This window comes from Parviterribacter kavangonensis (assembly GCF_056863335.1).
Map to the genome: position 1 here is coordinate 466181 of NZ_JBXPJA010000001.1, position 15396 is coordinate 481576.

Genomic DNA, 15396 nt, shown 5'->3' on the forward strand with positions numbered 1-15396 from the left:
CTAGCGTCCGCTGGCATGGCGACCACGCACAACCCGCGCGTGCTGGCGATCGACGCCGGCGGGACGATGACGGACACGTTCATCGTCGACGAGACCGGCCACTTCGTCGTAGGCAAGGCGCAGACCACGCCGCAGGACGAGTCCGTCGGGCTGATGAGCTCGGCCGAGGACGCGCTGCGGCAGTGGGACAGCACCCCGGAGGAGGGGTTCCCGAAGATCCAGTCCGCGGTCTTCAGCGGCACGGCGATGCTCAACCGCCTGCTGACGCGGCGCGGGCAGAAGGTGGGCGCGATCGTCACCGCGGGCCAGGAGGACGTCCTGCAGATGGAGCGCGGGATCCAGACCTACCTCGGGTTCTCCTACGCCGACCGCCTGCACATCGCGACGCACCACCACAACGACCCGCTCATCCCGCGCGACCGCGTCAAGGGCGTGCGCGGGCGGATCGACCTCTTCGGCGCCGAGGCGCTGCCGCTGCGCGAGGAGGACGCGCGCGAGGCGGTCAACGAGCTGCTCGACGAGGGCGTGCAGGGGATCGTCATCAGCTTCATCTTCAGCTACCGCAACCCCGCGCACGAGCAGCGCGTCCGCGAGATCGTCGAGGAGGAGAAGGCCAAGCGCGGGCTGAACGGCGACTGCCCCGTCTTCGTCAGCTCCGAGCTGTACCCGAGCCGCCGCGACTTCCCGCGCCTCAACACGACCGTCATCGAGGCCTACGCTGCCGAGCCGAGCCGCGGCACGCTGCGCGCCGTCCGCGACCGCACGAAGGAGCGCGGCGCCGGCTTCGAGCTGCGCGTCATGGCCAGCCACGGCGGCACGATCTCGATCGACGCCGACCAGCTCGCCACGACGCTCGTGTCCGGCCCGATCGGCGGGGTCGTCGGCGCGAAGTGGCTCGCCGACAAGATCGGCCTGACGAACGTGCTCTGCACGGACATCGGCGGCACGTCGTTCGACATCGCGCTGCTGACGGGCCGCAAGTACGAGGTCACCACGACCCCGGACATGGCGAAGTTCCTGCTCAACATGCCGCTCGTGCAGATCGACTCGGTCGGCGCGGGCTGCGGCTCGTACGTCCGGATCGACCCGAACGCGCGACGGCCCGAGATCGGCCCCGACAGCGCGGGCGCGATGATCGGCACCGCGTACCCGGAGGGCGGCGTCGAGACCGTCTCGATCACCGACCTCAACCTCGTCCTCGGGCGGCTGAACCCCGACTACTTCCTCGGCGGTCAGGTCCAGCTCGACATGGAGCGCGCCCGCCACGAGGTGCAGCGCCAGGTCGCCGGGCCGCTCGGCCTCGGCATCGAGGAGTCCGCCGCCGGCGTCATCGAGCTGTTCGAGACGTCGCTGCGCAACGAGGCCGTCGGGCGCATCCTCGGCAAGGGCTACAGCCCCGCCGACTACACGCTGCTCTGCTACGGCGGCGGCGGCCCGCTGCACGTCGCCGGCTACACCGCCGGCGTGCCGTACCAGCAGGTGCTCGTGCCCGAGTGGGCGGCGGGCTTCAGCGCCTTCGGCTGCGCGTGCGCGGAGTTCGAGTACCGCTTCGACCGCCAGGTCGACCTGCCGCTGCTACCGACGCAGGACAGCGCCGAGCAGGTCCAGATGGGCTGGCTGCTCACCCAGGCGTGGCGCCAGCTGGAGGAGCGCGTCCGGGCGGAGTTCGAGAAGTCCGGCTACCGGCCCGAGGACGTGACGTTCACGCACATGGTCCGGATGCAGTACTACGGCCAGCTCGTCGACATCGAGCTCGACGCGCCGAAGGCCGCGATCGAGACCGCCGAGGACGTCGAGGCGCTCAAGGAGCAGTTCGAGCAGACGTACACGCGCATGTACGCGCGCGCGGCGTCGTCGCCGGAGCTCGGCTACCTCGTCGCCAAGGCGATCGTGAAGGGCTCGGTCGACATCGAGAAGCCGACGCTGCCGCAGATGCCGCGCGTCGAGGGCTCGCCGCCGGTGAAGGCGACGCGCGACGTGTGGTGGCACGACGGCTTCGTGGCCACCGACATCTACGAGATGGACGACGTGCAGCGCGGCCACGTCATCGAGGGCCCCGCGGTCCTCGAGGCCGAGTCCACGACGTTCCCGATCCCGCCCGACCGCCGGGCGACGCTCGACGAGCACGGCATCTTCCACCTCGAGAACAAGGGTTCCTGACTCCATGGCCACCATCGACAAGGTCCGCGCCTTCGAGCCGAGCCGCCCCGCCATCGGGTGGGACGGGCACACGCTCAAGGAGATGCTCGATCACTCGGAGAAGCTCTTCGAGGAGACCGGCCACTACCACGGCCTCGAGCAGCTCGCGATGAAGGACGCCAACCCGCTGCACTACGAGAAGCTCTTCTCGCGGGTGCGCGGCGGCATGGTCACCGCGCGCGAGACGGCGCTGAACATCAGCGCGTCGCCGATCGTCCGCGAGCTGGGCGAGATCTGCTTCGCGCTCTACACGCCCGAGGGCGACAACGTCGCCCTGAGCACCGGCATCATCGTCCACGTCCACACGATGAGCGAGGCCATCAAGTTCATGGTCCGCAACGGCTGGGAGGACAACCCGGGCATCCAGCCCGGCGACATCTTCGCCAACAACCAGCCGACGATCGGGGACGTCCACAACGCCGACGTGCAGACGTTCGTCCCGATCTTCCACGAGGGCGAGCTGATCGCCTGGGCGGGCGGCGTCATCCACGTCATGGACATCGGCGCGTCGACGCCGGGCGGCGTGTGCGTCGCGCCGACGACCCGCTTCGACGACGGCATCGACCTGCACGCGATGAAGATCGGCGAGAACGACACGATCGCCGCGTGGCACACGAAGCGCGTGTCGATGCAGAGCCGCGCGCCGGGCCTGTACCTGCTCGACGAGCGCACCCGCCTCGCCGGCTGCCACATGATCCGCGACGCGGTGGAGCGGCTCGTCCTCGAGGAGGGCGTCGACACCGTCAAGCAGTTCATGCGCGAGGTCGTCGAGGACGGCCGGCGCGACTTCAAGGCGCGCGTGCGCGGGATGCTCGTGCCGGGCCGCTACCGCGCGGTCGGGTTCAACGAGGCCCGGTACGCGGACAAGGTGAACCTGCCGCGGCGTGCGCAGCGCGACCAGATCCAGCACGGCCCGTACGAGGCGGTGGTCGACCGCGACGGGCGGTGGACGACCGACCTGCGCGGCGCGTCGGCGTGGGGGTGGCACTCGTTCAACGCGACGCCGGCCGCCCAGCAGGGGATGCAGTGGATCCTCTTCACGCAGACGCTCATCTGCAACGACAAGGTCAACGACGGCGCGTACTACGCGACCGAGCTGAAGCTGACCGAGGGCTCATGGGCGAACCTCGGTGACGCGCCGTGCTCGTCGTCGTTCCCGTGGATGCCGATGTTCTGCACGAGCGTCGGGTACCTGCGGGCGGTGTCGCGCGCGCTGCAGTCGCGCGGGTACATCGAGGAGGTCGTCGGCACCTACACCGTGCCGGGCAACGTCGCGCAGGGCGGCGGCATCGACCAGTACGGGCAGATCTCCGGGTTCATGAACTTCGAGATCGGCGCGCAGGGCCAGGGCGGGAAGTACGTGCTCGACGGGCTCGACTACGGCGCCGCGGTGTTCAACCCCGAGGGCGACATGGGCGACATCGAGATGTGGGAGCTCGTGAAGCCGATGATCTACCTCGGCCGGCGGATCAAGCCGAACACGGGCGGCTGGGGCCGGCACCGCGGCGGCTCGTCGTTCGAGACGCTGCTGCTCGTCCACAACACGCCCGACTTCGAGATCGAGAACATCGGCGCGGGCGGGATGTTCACCTCGCCCGGCATCTTCGGCGGCTACCCGGCGCCGAGCGCGTACGTCCACAACGTCTTCGGCTCGGACATCTACGAGCAGGCGGCGAACGGCGAGGCGTACCCCGTCGCGGACGTCAGCGGCCAGGACCTCGAGATGAACGCGTTCGCGGGCGAGCACATGCTCAAGCAGGACCCGTACACGATGATGCTCGCGGTCAAGAGCGGCGACCTGTACCTGTCGAGCGGCCGCGGCGGCGGCGGCCTCGGCGACCCGCTGCTGCGCCGCGACGAGGCGATCGAGGCCGACATCGCCGGCGGGCACCTGCAGCCGCAGTTCGCCGAGCGGGCGTACGGCCGCGGCAGCCGCGACGCGCTGGTGAAGGCGCGCCTCGAGCGGGCGCGGCCCGCGCAGGAGTGGTGGGCCGAGCAGCGCGAGCGCATCCTGCGCCAGGACCTCATCGAGCCGGTGAAGGTCATGTACAGCGAGTCGATGCGCCTCGAGCCGGGCTGGGCCGCGGAGTTCCGCGGGTTCTGGGACCTGCCGGAGGACTTCGACTTCGACGTCGTGACGCCGACGATCCCCGTGCAGCGCGCGGCGCCGGGCAAGGTCACGCCGCAGGAGTCGGTGGCCGCGTTCCTGCGCGACTCGGACGTCTTCCAGGCGCCCGACCACGTGCACGTCCCGGTGACGACGCAGATGACGAAGGAGACGCTCGCCGACCTCGTCGACGAGAAGCTCTCGCGCCGCGCGGTCAAGGACATCCAGTCCGGCATCAAGGATCCCGACCGGTTCGACACCTGGGTCGCGCTGCTGCAGGAGCGCGTCTCGTACGACGACCCGATCGTCCTGCCGTACGGCGAGGGCATGAACATCGTCCGCCGGCAGTCCGACGGCGAGCTGGTCATCCGCACCGACGCCGGCGCCGACCTGTGCCGGTGGGACGAGAACTGGAAGATGCACGTCCCGGTGTTCGTCCGCGACACCGACGAGCTCTACGAGGAGGTCTACCCGAAGCTCGGCCACCCGGAGGGCGAGTGGATGGAGCTGCGCGAGTACTACTGCCCGGCCTCCGGGCGGCTGCTCGAGACCGAGGCCGTGCCGCCGGGCTACCCGGCGATCCACGAGTACCTGCCGGACCTGAACGGCTTCTACGAGGGGTGGCTCGGGAGGCCGCTGCCGTAACGCGTCACGGGGTGGGGTCGCCGAGGCCGAGGGAGCGCCCGATGAGCTCCTTCATGATCTCGTTCGACCCCGCCCAGATCTTCGTCACGCGCGCGTCCGCGAAGGCGCGCGCGACGTCGTACTCGGTCATGTAGCCGTAGCCGCCGTAGAGCTGGACGCAGCCGTCGAGGACCTCGTTCTGGACCTCGGCGGTCCACCACTTCAGCTTCGCGGTGTCGACGTCCGGCAGGCGGCCGTCGGCTTGGGCCTGCAGGCAGCGGTCGAGGTAGGCCTGCGTGACCTCGACCTTCGTCGTCAGCTCGGCGAGCAGGTGGCGGTTGGCCTGGAAGCTGCCGATCGGCCGGCCGAACGCGCGGCGGTCGCGGACGTACTCGAGCGTCAGCTCGAGCGCGTGGGCCGCGTGCGCGAGGTTCGAGCAGGCTGAGCCGAGCCGCTCGCCCGGCAGCCGCTCCATCATGTATCGGAAGCCCTTGCCGGGCTCGCCGAGGACGTTCTCGCGCGGGATGCGGACGTCCTCGAAGAACAGCTCGGCCGTGTCGGCCTCGTGCTGGCCGGTCTTCTCGAGCTTGCGGCCGCGGACGAAGCCCTCCATCCCCTCCTCGAGGACGAGCAGCGTGATGCCCTCGGGCGTGCGCGCCGCGACGACGATGAGATCCGCGCCGGTGCCGTTCGTGATGAACGTCTTCGAGCCGCTGAGGACGTACCCGTCGCCGTCCGGCGTCGCGGTCGTGCGCAGCGACCTGAGGTCGGATCCCGCTTCCGGCTCGGTCATGCCGATCGCGGTGAGCACCTCGCCGGTGCAGAAGCCGGGCAGCCAGCGCTCGTGCTGCTCGGGCGTCCCAAGCTCGACGAGGTACGGCGCGACGACGTCGGCGTGGACCTGGAAGGCCGAGGCGTACGCCATCCCGGCGCGCGCCAGCTCCTCCTGGAGCACCGCGTTGAAGCGGAAGTCGGGGGCGCCGATGCCGCCGTGCTCCTCGGGCACGAGCAGGCCCAGGTACCCGTGGTCGCCCGCGGTGCGGAAGACCTCGCGGGGGATCTTGCGGGCGGCCCTGATCTCGTCTCGCCGGGGCATGATCTCGCGCGCGACGAACGCGGCCACCGACTCGCGGAAGAGGTCGTGCTCGTCGGTGAAGACGGATCGGCGGACCGCCCCCGGACGCCTGATCTCGGTGCTCACGGCGCGACCGTACGGCGGCGGGTCCGTTTCGCGCGCGCGGGAGGTCGGTTCCCTTGTCGCTTCCTCCAGCATCCGGGCCCCCGGCGCCTTCGCCGCGCGACCGGTGTACGGAAGTGTCCCGGTCATGAGCGAGCTCTCCGGGAACGCGCTGGTCACGGGTGGGTCACGAGGGATCGGGCGCTCCTGCGCGCTCGCGCTCGCCCGCGGCGGCGCCGACGTCTCCATCACGTACGTCGAGAACGCCGAGGCGGCCGAGAAGACGGCGGACGAGATCCGCGCGCTCGGCCGGCGCGCCCACGTGCAGCAGCTCGATGTCGCGGATGCGGACGCGTGCGCCGCCGCCGTCGACGCCGCGGTCGCCGAGCTCGGCCCGCTCACCTACCTCGTGTCCAACGCGGCCAACGGGACGTTCGCGACCGTCGAGGACATGACGATCGAGGAGTGGGACAGCACGATGGCCGCGCACCCGCGCGCCCTCTTCGCGCTCGCCAAGCAGGCCGCGAAGTCGATGAAGGAGAACGGCGGCGGCGCGATCGTCGCGATCTCCTCGCTCGGCACGCAGCGGGCCTTCGACGCCTACGCCGCGTTCGGGTCGGGCAAGGCCGCGATCGAGGTGCTCGTCAAGTACATCGCGGTCGAGCTGGGGCCGTCCAACATCCGCTGCAACTGCGTGTCGGGCGGCGTCGTGCTGACCGACCTCTTCAAGGCGATCCCCGACTGGGAGTCGATCGCCGAGGTCAGCGCCGAGCGCGCGCCGCTGCGCACGGTGATGGACCCGGACGACATCGCCGACGCGGTCGCGTTCTTCTGCTCGGACGGCGGCAAGCGGATCACCGGCCAGACGCTGGTCGTCGACGGCGGCTCCCTCCTGCCGGGCTGAGCCGATGGCGGGCTGGAGCGTCGAAGCGCGCGACCACGGCGTGGTCGTCGCGACCTACTCGAACCCGCCGATGAACTACGGGACGAGCGCGTCGTGGGAGGAGCTGCGCGCCCTCATCGACGGCGACTGGGCCGACCCGTCCGTGCGGGCGGTCGTGCTCACCGGCGACCCGGCGGCGGACGCCTTCATCACGCACTTCAGCGTCGAGGAGCTCGTCGACGCCGTGCAGGACCGCGAGGCGCTGCGCATCCGCGGCGTCGCGTGGGGCCGGTTCCGGCAGGAGCTGCGCCTCGCGCTGCGCGACATGCCGAAGCCGGTGCTGTGCGCGATGAACGGCACGACGATGGGCGGCGGCCTCGAGCTCGCGATGGCGTGCGACCTGCGGATCGCGCAGCGCGGCGACTTCGCCGTCGGGCTGCCCGAGGTGCGGCTCGGGATCCTGCCGGGCGGGTCGGGGACGCAGCGGCTCGTGCGGCTGCTCGGCCAGGCCAAGGCGATCGACCTCATGCTGACCGGCCGGCTGCTGACGCCGGAGGAGTCGCTGGAGATCGGGCTCGTCAACGAGGTCGTCGACGACGCGCTGGCGCGGACGGTCGCGCTGGCGGGCGAGCTGGCCCGGCTGCCGCCGCGGTCGGTGGCCGCGATCAAGCGGGCGGTCTACCAGGGCGGCGACACGCACTTCCGGGCGGGCCTGGAGATCGAGGCTGCGGGCCTGCTCGACCTGATCCTCTCCGACGATGCGAAGAAGGCGATGGAGGCGTACGTCTCGGTCCCGTTCGAGGACCGTCGCGCCTGGTTCGCCGACGTCGACGCGTACCCCGAGTACGACGGGCGATGAACGAACCCGGCTCGCTCTCGGGCCGGGTAGCGCTCGTCACGGGTGGGGCGCAGAGCATCGGGGAGGCGTGCGCGCGGCGGCTGGCCGCCGCCGGCGCGGTCGTGGCGGTCGCCGATGTGAACGGCGAGGGCGCGGCAGCGGTCGCGTCCTCCGTGGGCGGCGGGGCGATCGGGCTGGCGCTCGACGTGTCCGACCCGGTCGCCGTGGCGTCCGTCGTGGGGGAGGTGGTCGCGCGGCTCGGCGGCCTGGACATCGCGATCAACAACGCCGGCGTGTCGGAGCCGTCGACACCGGTCTTCGCGATGGACGACGAGCTGTGGCGGCGCGTGCTGGCCGTCAACCTCGACGGCGTCTTCCACTGCGTGCGCGAGGAGGTCGGCGCGATGGTCGAGCGCGGTGGCGGGGCGATCGTGAACATGGCGTCGGTGCTCGGCAGCGTCGCGTTCCCCGGCCATGCCGCGTACGTCTCCTCGAAGCACGCGGTGATCGGGCTGACGAAGGCGGCGGCGCTGGATCACGCCGCGGACGGCATCCGCGTGAACGCCGTCGCGCCCGCGTTCATCTCGGTGCCGGCGAAGCAGCGCTCGCACAGCGAGGAGGAGGTCGCGCAGCTGCACGCGCTGGGGCGGCTCGGCACGGTCGACGAGGTCGCGGAGCTCGTCTTCTGGCTCGTCAGCGACGCGGCGGCGTTCGCGACCGGCGGCGTCTACCCGCTGGATGGGGGCTACCTGGCACGATGAGCCGGTGAGCCAGGCGCTGCACACGTTCGTCCAGCTCTCCGATCTGCACGTCAACGCCGCCGGCCCGCTGTACGGGAAGGTCGACACCCACGCGCGCGTGCGCGCCGCGCTTGACCTCGTGGAGGCGATGGACGTCGCGCCCGAGGCGGTGCTCGTCAGCGGCGACCTGACGAACGACGCCGAGCCGGACGACTACCGCGCCGTGCGGTCGCTGCTCGAGCCGGTCCTGTCGCGTCTGGGTGTGCCGCTCGTCGTGATCCCGGGCAACCACGACGTGCCGGCCCTGCTGCGCGAGCACGTGCTCGGCGTTCCGGCGACGCCGGAGCCGATGGACTCGGTGACGTGGCTCGGCGGCGCGCGGATCGTCGCGGTCGACAGCTCGATGGAGGCCGACGCGCGGGGCGAGGTGACGGACGCGCAGCTCGAGTGGCTCGCGGCCGAGCTGGCGTCGCCTGCGCCCGACGGAACGGTGCTCGCGATCCACCACCCGCCGCTGCGGTCCTCGCCCGTCGGGCTCTTCGACCACATCGGGCTGCAGCGACCCGAGGCGATCGCCGACGTGCTGCGCGGCAGCGACGTCCGCCTGGTCCTCTGCGGCCACACCCACCACGTCGCCGCCGGTTCGGTCGCCGGCATCCCGGTCTGGATCGCCCCGTCGCTCGCCTACGCCGCCGACGTCACCGCACCCCACGACGTCTTCCGCGGCCTCGTGTTCGGCGGCATCACGCGCGTCGACGTCTTCGCCGACGAGGCCCTCGCGACGCTCATCCCGCTCGAGGGCCGCGAGGTCGTCGTCGAGCTCGCGGTGGACGAGATCCTCGCGGACCACTGAAGTTCGGCTTATCATCGCGCCTCCATGTGGCGCGTGCTTCCCGTCCTCGCTGCCGTCTTCGCGCTCGCGGTCCCGGCCGCCGGCGCCGCCGTCCGCGTCCCGGCCGGCGCGAAGGTGGTCGCCGGCCCGACTCCGAGCGGCGCCCGGCTGCTCGCGTTCGAGCGCCGCGACGAGGTCTGCGTCGTCATCCGCTTCGCGCGTGCCACTGTCGACGACGTCCGGTGTGCCGGGCCGCCGGCGCGCGCGTCGAGCTCGTTCGCCCTCTACGGAGACGACGGCGCCGGCCTCGCGGCGCATGCGGGCATGGTTCCGCCGGAGGTCGCGCGGGTGCGGCTGCGGTTCGCGGTCGACGTCCGTGGCGAGGACGTGGAACGCGATGAGCTCGTCGAGGCGGACACGACGGCGCCGTCCGTCGCCGGCGTTCGGTTCTGGCTGGCCGAAGGGCCGTCGCAGACGCCGTGGCTGACGACGTACGCGGGGGCGGATGGAACCGCGCTCGCCGCGCACAGCGACTTCCCCGAGGGTCCGGTCGTCGCCCCGCCGACCGCTCTCGCACGCGGGTCAGGCGGCTCGCGGATGGTCGCGGTCACTCGGCTGAAGCACGCGGGCACGCCGCTCGACCTCGGGCGGGTCATCCGCGAGACGTGCCTGAGCGTCGTCGCCGGCTCCGACTGGTCGGGCGGACCGTGCACGTCGGACGACGCGCCGATCCCGGCTCGCATCGAGGCCTCGCCGACGCAGCACTGCTCCGGCACCACGATCGCGGTCACGGCCGGCGGGGGCGTCGTCCGGCTCGTCGCCGTGCTCGGCACCGGGCGGCGCGTCGCGGTCCCGCTCGTCGGGCTCCGCGACGAGCTGGCGGCGTTCGGCTCCCACGCCGGCGCGCTCACGGTCCGTGGCCCGACGGCCGTCCGCCGGCTCGAGGGCTTCGGCGCCGACGGCCGGCTGGTGAAGGTCCTGTCGCTGGGCGTAGCGCCACCCGACCGGTGCGGGCGTGGCGTGAGCATGGGCGGGTCCGGACAGGCGATCGTCACCTTCGTGTCCAACAGCGGCCGGCGCGGGCCCCTGCGCGCGTCCGCCCGTGACGCGGGCGCGCGGCTCTGCTTCACGCTCGGCGAGTTCGATCCGCGCCAGCGCGATTGCGCCCTGCCGCCGCTCGAGGCGGCGTACACCTACCTCGACGTCCGCCGGTCAGGCGGCCGCGCGCTGGTCGCCGGCGTCCTGCCCGCCGAGGTCGCGTTCGTCGACCTGGACGTGGACGGGCTCATCCGGCGGCTGCCGACGACCGGTGACCTGCCGGGGTACGGCGGCCAGTACCGCGACCGCGTGCGGTTCTTCGCGGTGGAGCTCCCGGCGTCGTCGTTCGTCCGCGCCGGTCGCCTACTCGCGTCGTCCGGCCGGATCCTCAACCGCGCCGCGGTGTTCGACACGCTCGAGCCGCGCACGCTCGCGACGCGGCGCGTGCACATGAACGGGGGCGTGGTACGGGTCGAGCGCCGATCGTCCGACCGGGATCGCTTCACGCCCGACGTCTGCGTCCGCATGAACGGCTTCTGCCAGCCGATGTTCTCGCCGATGGCGTTCGTCGAGGCGCGATGCGGGCCGCGCCCGCGGGTGGTCGTCGCCGGTGCGGCGCCGGGCCGGATCCGGATCCGGACGGATCGCGGGACGGTCGTCCCGCGCACGCTCGTGGTCGCCGGCACGCCGATGTTCGCGGCGGTGCTGCCTCCCGGCGCGCGGGCGACGGTGATCGTCGCGGGGCGCCACCGGGCGCGGCTCGACCTCCCGGCCGCGGTGGAGCAGTGCGGCTACAGCGACTTCGCGGACCTCTCCGAGCCCTGATCAGCCCTTCCCGGGCCGCGGGAACTGGGTCGCGAGGAAGCGGTCCCAGAGGCCGTCGGGCATGACGCGCCGCTGGCCGACGAGGAGGTGGGCCGAGGGGGTGACGCGCATGCGGATCTTCGGCGACTTGATGGCCTTCTCGACGGCCTTGGCGACGGCGTCGGGTCCGCCGCCGAGCTTCGCGGCGGGGCCGTGCTCGTAGACGTCCTTCGTCGCCTTCGCGACGCTCGCGTTGAAGTCGGCGTACGGGCCCTCGGCCTGCGGCACGCCGGCATCGACGGTGGCGGCGAACTCGGTGCGGATGAGGCCCGGCTGGATGATCGTGACCTCGACGCCGAAGCCCTTGACCTCGAAGCGCAGCGCGTCGCTGAGCGCCTCGACCGCGTACTTCGTCGCGTGGTACGCGCCGCCGCCCGGGAACGTGAAGTTCGCTCCCATCGAGCTGATGTTGATGATGCGCCCCCAGCGCTGCTCGCGCATCCCGGGCAGCACGAGCTGGCACATCCGCGTGAGGCCGAAGACGTTCGTCTCGAACTGGCGCCGGAGCTCGTCCATCGGGATCGTCTCGATCGCCCCCGACTGCGAGTAGCCGGCGTTGTTGACGAGCACCCCGACCGCGCCCTCCGCGGCGACGACGCGGTCGACCGCGGCCCGCATCGACGCCTCGTCGGTCACGTCGAGCTGCAGCGTCTTGCACCCGGCGTCGCGCAGGTCGGCGATCGCCTCCTCCCGGCGCGCGGTCGCGTACACGGTGTGCCCGCCCGCGGCGAGACGCTGCGCGGTCGCCCGGCCGATGCCGGTCGAGCAGCCGGTGATCAGGACGGCTTCGGAGGTCATGGGCCGTAGCCTCCCACGACCATGGCCCATCCCGTCCTCGAAGCGCTGCGCGACCGGCCGCCGGGTGCCCGGCTGGCGCTCGTCGTCGAGGGCGGCGGGATGCGGGGCGCGGTGTCGGGCGGGATGGCGCTCGCGCTCGACGAGCTCGGGCTCGCGGATGCGTTCGACGCGGCGTACGGGTCGTCGGCGGGCGCGCTCAACGCGATGTGGCTCGTCAGCGGGCGGCTGCGCGACGGGATCCCGACGTGGACCGATCCGTCGCTCGTCCACGCGCTCATCGACCGGCGCCGCGCGCTGCTGCGGCGCGGGCCGGTGGTCGACGTCAGCACCCTCGTCGAGCGGCGCTACGAGCAGCTCTCGCCCGGCCTCTTCTCCGCGGTGCTGAACGCGAGCACCGAGCTCCACCCGATCGCGACCGATGTCGACAGCGGCGAGGCGACCGACCTGCATGCCCGCATCGAGGACGAGCGCACGCTGCGCCTCGCGTTGCGGGCCTCCGCCGCGCTGCCGCTGCTCGCGGGCCCGCCGATCGCGCTCGACGGGCGGCGCTACATCGACGCCGGGCTGTCGGCGGCGATCCCGTTCCGGGCGGCGCTCGCGGATGGCGCGACGCACGTGCTGGTGCTGCGCTCGCGCCGCGAGGGGGAGGCGGTCGCCGCGCCCGGCCGTGTGAGCGGCACGCTGACCGCCGCCGCGCTCGGCCGTCTCTCGCCCGCGCTGCGCGAGGGGTTCGTGACGCGGGTGGAGCGCGAGCACGCCGACGAGGAGCTGCTCGGCCGCCACGACGCCGACCCGGCGCTGACGCCGGCCATCCTCTCCGTGCGCCCGGCGGCCGGCTCGCCCGTGCCCGGCCGCCTCGAACGCGACATCGCAGTGGTCCGTGCCGGACTCGAGGCGGGCCGGGAGGCGGCGTTCACCGTTCTGGGTCGTTAGCCGGCGCGGTCGATCGCCCGCGGGATCCGGTGCGTCAGCTGCAGCATCACCTTCATGCCGCGGTGGCCGGGGTCCGACGTCGCGCCGAACATGCACGGGCAGCCGCCCGGGATGACATCGACGCCGTGCTCCAGGCAGAACGCGACGGCGGTGTCCGAGCTGCTGCCCGGGCCCATGCCGCGGTGCAGCCACACGCGCGGCACGCCGGCGCGCACGGCGTCCTCGACCACCTCGTCGACGGCATCGGGCGGCGTGACGACGACGACGCCGTCGACCGGGCCGGGGATGTCGGAGACGCGCGCGTACGCGGTCACGCCCTCGACCTCGTCGCCCGCCGGGTTGACCGCGACGACGTCATGGCCGCTGTCACGCAGCCGCCGGAAGATGAGGTTCGCCGGCTGCTTGCTGTCGTGCGACACGCCGGCGACGGCGATCCGCTTCTGCGCGAGGAACTCCTCGGCCGCGGTCGCGATGGGTGTCGTGCCAGTCATGACGTCGTCACCTCGGTTCGTCCCGGCGTCGGGCCGGGCTCGGGTTCGTTCGCCACCTTCGTGCGGGGCACGACGACGACCGGCACGTGCGCGATGTGCGTGAGGTGCCGCGACGTGCTGCCCAGGAACAGGCGGCCGAGCGGGCCGTAGCCGCGCGAGCCGATGACGAGCAGGTCGAGCTCCTCGCCCGCGTCGGCGATCGCCCGCGCCACCGGTCCCTCGAGGACCCGGATCTGCGGATGCAGCTCCTCCGGGATGGTCGCGGCGGCCGCGTCGAGCTCGGTGCGCGTGTGGCGCGTCAGCTCCTCGACGAGGTACGCGTAGCCGTAGGCCGCGGCGGCCGGGTAGATCCCGGCGGAGCCCGGCTCGACGACGCCGAGCAGGCGCACCTCGGCGCCGACCCGGCTCGCGAGCTTGACGGCCCATGCGAGCGCGGTCTTCGCATCCTGCGACCCGTCGTACGCGACGCCGATGCGGCGGATCGAGTCGTGGGCGGCCTCGTGGTAGCCGCGGGGCGCGACGGCGACTGCACAGGGTGCTCCGGTCGCGGCGCGGTCGCCGACTCCGCCGAACATCGCGCGGCCGATCGGGCCGCGGTGGCACGAGCCGACGACGAGCACGTCCGCTTCGAGTGCGCCGGCGAGACGCTGCAGGGCGCGCGGGGGAGAGAGGTCGGGAACCGCGAGGGTCTCGGCCTTGACGTCGCCGAGCTGCTCGCGCGCCTCGGCGAGGATCGCGTCGGCCTCCTCGCGGACGGTGACCTCGTAGGCGTTGCCGAGGCTCTCCGACCACTTCGACCATGCGTACACGGTGGCGACGGTCAGCTGCTCCGGCTCGAGGCCGGCGAGCTGCGCGCCGAGCGAGAGGGCGTCCGGCTGCTGCGCGCCGCCGTCGACGCCGACGAGGATCTTCATGACACGCCTCCGTTAGCTGGTGTCCACGCCTGCGACGCTACGCCCGACGGCGCTCTTGTCCATCGGCTTGGCGCCGCAGGGCCGCTCCGTAGTCAGCCGCGGGTAGGGGGACGGTGCGCCGGGTACCCGACCACTCGCACACCGAACGAAGGAGCATCCGGAGCAATGGGCGAGAACACCCAGGACGCCGCCGGCCGCGTCAAGGAAGCGGCGGGCACTTTGACCGGCGACGACGACCTCAAGAACGAGGGCAAGGTCGACCAGGCCAGCGCGTCGATCAAGTCCGCCGTCGGCGACGCCGCCGACAAGGTCAAGGACATCGTCAACCGCGACCGCTAGGGCGCGGAGTCGGGATCGGGGTCGGCCGCGGCCGGGTCAGCCGCGGTCGATCTCGAACCAGACGTGCGTCGAGCCCTCATGGACGCCCCAGCGGTCCGTGAGCTCCTCGACGAGATGCAGGCCCCACCCGCCGACGTCGGTCACCGGCTTGTCGCGGGCCTTCGGCTCGAAGCTCGCGCCCTGGTTGACGACCTCGACGCGCACGCGCTTCGGGGCGGGCGCCTCGATCTGCAGCCGCACCGCGCCCTCGCTGCCGTACTTCACCGAGTTCGTGACGAGCTCGGACACCAGCAGGAGCACGTCCGGGCGCACCGCCGGATCGATCGCAGGGCCCAGCTCCTCGACGGCGCGTCGAGCGTGCCAGGGGGCCTTGGTAGAGCGAGGGATCTCGACGTCCAGAGTCATCCGGGTCTGCGCGTAGAGAGAGGAGCGCATTCCAGCTTAGAGGAGTTCCCGCTGGCGTCAGCAGCCAATCGCGTGCGTATGCGCCCTCGCTACCATCCCTGGCCGCCCGCGGATGTGGCGGAATTGGTAGACGCGCAGGCTTCAGGTGCCTGTGGGGGCAACCCCGTGGAGGTTCGAGTCCTCTCATCCGCATGGCCGGCCGGAAGCGCCTCGC

At 72.5% G+C, this 15396-nt stretch carries 14 protein-coding genes and 1 tRNA gene; 10 read left to right on the forward strand and 5 right to left on the reverse strand.

Annotation, left to right across the window (positions count from 1 at the left end; genetic code table 11):
* Window positions 1–15: 15 nt before the first annotated feature.
* Together AC1UE4_RS02280 and AC1UE4_RS02285 are read left to right on the forward strand one after the other, a co-directional pair.
* A complete protein-coding gene (locus tag AC1UE4_RS02280; protein WP_482915600.1) occupies window positions 16–2160 on the forward strand; it encodes a hydantoinase/oxoprolinase family protein in 2145 nt (714 codons plus the stop codon).
* A 4-nt stretch (window positions 2161–2164) separates the two neighbouring features.
* On the forward strand, window positions 2165–4951 hold the full coding sequence (locus AC1UE4_RS02285; RefSeq protein ID WP_482915601.1) for a hydantoinase B/oxoprolinase family protein: 2787 nt from the start codon (window positions 2165–2167) through the stop codon (window positions 4949–4951).
* A 4-nt stretch (window positions 4952–4955) separates the two neighbouring features.
* Here AC1UE4_RS02285 and AC1UE4_RS02290 read toward each other — a convergent pair whose 3' ends face one another.
* Window positions 4956–6131, reverse strand: a complete 1176-nt coding sequence (locus AC1UE4_RS02290; RefSeq protein WP_482915602.1) for an acyl-CoA dehydrogenase family protein — start codon at window positions 6129–6131, stop codon at window positions 4956–4958.
* Between the two features lie 124 nt (window positions 6132–6255).
* Here AC1UE4_RS02290 and AC1UE4_RS02295 point away from each other — a divergent pair, with 124 nt between their 5' ends.
* Genes AC1UE4_RS02295 through AC1UE4_RS02315 form a run of 5 tightly spaced genes read left to right on the forward strand, consistent with a single transcriptional unit; the run spans window position 6256 to window position 11263 of the window.
* Window positions 6256–7011, forward strand: coding sequence for an SDR family oxidoreductase (locus AC1UE4_RS02295; protein ID WP_482915603.1), 756 nt, complete (start codon window positions 6256–6258; stop codon window positions 7009–7011).
* 4 nt (window positions 7012–7015) lie between these two features.
* Window positions 7016–7849 (forward strand): enoyl-CoA hydratase/isomerase family protein, encoded by an 834-nt coding sequence (locus AC1UE4_RS02300; protein ID WP_482915604.1) that lies wholly within the window; start codon window positions 7016–7018, stop codon window positions 7847–7849.
* Window positions 7846–8589, forward strand: coding sequence for an SDR family NAD(P)-dependent oxidoreductase (locus AC1UE4_RS02305; protein ID WP_482915605.1), 744 nt, complete (start codon window positions 7846–7848; stop codon window positions 8587–8589). Before AC1UE4_RS02300 ends, AC1UE4_RS02305 begins: the two co-directional genes overlap by 4 nt.
* Window positions 8590–8593: 4 nt before the next feature.
* Entirely contained in the window at window positions 8594–9421 is an 828-nt protein-coding gene (locus AC1UE4_RS02310; RefSeq protein WP_482915606.1) for a metallophosphoesterase family protein, read from the forward strand.
* 24 nt (window positions 9422–9445) lie between these two features.
* Window positions 9446–11263, forward strand: a complete 1818-nt coding sequence (locus AC1UE4_RS02315; RefSeq protein ID WP_482915607.1) for a hypothetical protein — start codon at window positions 9446–9448, stop codon at window positions 11261–11263.
* On the opposite strand, the gene AC1UE4_RS02320 is transcribed toward AC1UE4_RS02315, so the two are convergent.
* On the reverse strand, window positions 11264–12100 hold the full coding sequence (locus AC1UE4_RS02320) for an SDR family NAD(P)-dependent oxidoreductase (protein ID WP_482915608.1): 837 nt from the start codon (window positions 12098–12100) through the stop codon (window positions 11264–11266).
* 21 nt (window positions 12101–12121) lie between these two features.
* Here AC1UE4_RS02320 and AC1UE4_RS02325 point away from each other — a divergent pair, with 21 nt between their 5' ends.
* Window positions 12122–13033 (forward strand): patatin-like phospholipase family protein, encoded by a 912-nt coding sequence (locus tag AC1UE4_RS02325; RefSeq protein ID WP_482915609.1) that lies wholly within the window; start codon window positions 12122–12124, stop codon window positions 13031–13033.
* On the opposite strand, the gene AC1UE4_RS02330 is transcribed toward AC1UE4_RS02325, so the two are convergent.
* Window positions 13030–13524, reverse strand: a complete 495-nt coding sequence (locus AC1UE4_RS02330) for a CoA-binding protein (protein WP_482915610.1) — start codon at window positions 13522–13524, stop codon at window positions 13030–13032. The two genes, AC1UE4_RS02325 and AC1UE4_RS02330, sit on opposite strands and share 4 nt — an antisense overlap.
* Complete coding sequence (locus tag AC1UE4_RS02335) at window positions 13521–14438, reverse strand: universal stress protein (protein WP_482915611.1); 918 nt, start codon at window positions 14436–14438, stop codon at window positions 13521–13523. Before AC1UE4_RS02335 ends, AC1UE4_RS02330 begins: the two co-directional genes overlap by 4 nt.
* A gap of 165 nt (window positions 14439–14603) precedes the next feature.
* Between AC1UE4_RS02335 and AC1UE4_RS02340 the strand changes: the two genes are divergently transcribed.
* Window positions 14604–14777 carry a CsbD family protein gene (locus AC1UE4_RS02340; protein ID WP_482915612.1) on the forward strand — a complete coding sequence of 58 codons (174 nt, stop codon included), beginning with the start codon at window positions 14604–14606 and terminating at the stop codon, window positions 14775–14777.
* Between the two features lie 36 nt (window positions 14778–14813).
* On the opposite strand, the gene AC1UE4_RS02345 is transcribed toward AC1UE4_RS02340, so the two are convergent.
* Window positions 14814–15182 (reverse strand): ATP-binding protein, encoded by a 369-nt coding sequence (locus AC1UE4_RS02345; RefSeq protein WP_482915613.1) that lies wholly within the window; start codon window positions 15180–15182, stop codon window positions 14814–14816.
* Window positions 15183–15290: 108 nt separating this feature from the next.
* On the opposite strand from AC1UE4_RS02345, the gene AC1UE4_RS02350 reads away from it, so the two are divergent.
* Window positions 15291–15374, forward strand: a tRNA-Leu gene (locus AC1UE4_RS02350).
* The last annotated feature ends 22 nt before the right edge of the window (window positions 15375–15396 follow it).